Origin of the sequence: Streptomyces sp. NPDC013455 (assembly GCF_040632975.1) — a bacterium.
Taxonomy (GTDB): Bacteria; Actinomycetota; Actinomycetes; order Streptomycetales; family Streptomycetaceae; genus Streptomyces.
On the sequence record NZ_JBEYCX010000088.1, the window covers coordinates 1 to 1,104 of the forward strand.

1 protein-coding gene is annotated in these 1,104 nt (G+C 73.9%); it reads right to left on the reverse strand.

Annotation, left to right across the window (positions count from 1 at the left end; translation table 11 throughout):
- On the reverse strand, positions 1-1,104 hold a 1,104-nt coding region (locus ABZ576_RS34425), incomplete at both ends, for a polyketide synthase dehydratase domain-containing protein (RefSeq protein ID WP_360750090.1).

A 1,104-nucleotide genomic window follows, 5' to 3' on the forward strand; every position in this document is an offset into this window, starting at 1 on the left:
CCGGCGGACACCGACGACAGCGCACTCCACTCCACCCGGAACAACCCCTCGGCACCGGACCCACCGGACGCCGCTGCCAACTGCTCGGCGGAGACGGCGCGCGAGACGAGCGAGTCCAGGGTCAGCACCGGACCGCCGGTGTCGTCGGCGGCCTCCAGGGACAGCGTGTCCGGGTCGGGCCGCAGCAGTCGTACCCGGATGGAGGCGGCACCGGAGGCGTGCAGCGTCAGCCCGTTCCAGGCGAACGGCAGCCGTACGACCGGTTCGTCCTCCGCGACGGTGCCGTCGGTCACCTCGGCGGCGGCGTCCAGGATGCTCGTGTGCAGGGCCGCGTCGAGCAGCGCCGGGTGGATGCCGAACCCGGCGGCGTTCTCCCGCTGTTCGGGCGGTACTACCACGTCGGCGAACAGCTCGGCACCGCGCCGCCAGACCTTCCGCACGCACTGGAACGCCGGGCCGTACGCGTATCCCGCGCGCGTCAGCTTCTCGTAGCCGTCCGAGATGTCGACCTGCCGGGCCCCGGGCGGGGGCCAGGTGGTGAAGTCGAAGTCGGGCGTGGGGACGGCCGAGGTGGTCAGGGTGCCGGTGGCGTGCCGGGTCCAGGCGTCCGGTCCGCTCTCCGCACCGACCTCTTGGCGGGTGGAGTACACCTCCACGCCGCGCGCCCCGGTCTCGTCCGGCCCGCCGACGGCGACCTGGACCCGTACGGCGCCGTCCTCGGGCACGACCAGGGGCGCCTCGACGACCAGCTCGTCGAGCACCCCGCAGCCCACCTCGTCACCGGCGCGGACGGCGAGTTCGACCAGTCCGGTGCCGGGCACCAGGACCACTCCCCCGATGGCGTGGTCGGCCAGCCAGGGGTGGGTGCGCAGTGACAGCCGGGAGGTGAAGACCAGCCCGTCGGACTGCGGCAGCTGGACCACCGCACCCAGCAGCGGGTGGTCCGCCGCGCCCTGCCCCAGTGCGGTGGCGTCCGTCAGGGGACGAGGAGCGGGGAGCCAGTAGTGCTGGTGGTCGAAGGCGTACGTCGGCAGGTCCACGTGCGCCTCGGTGGCACCCTTGGGGAGGACGGCCGCCCAGTCCACCCTGGTCCCGCGCACGAAG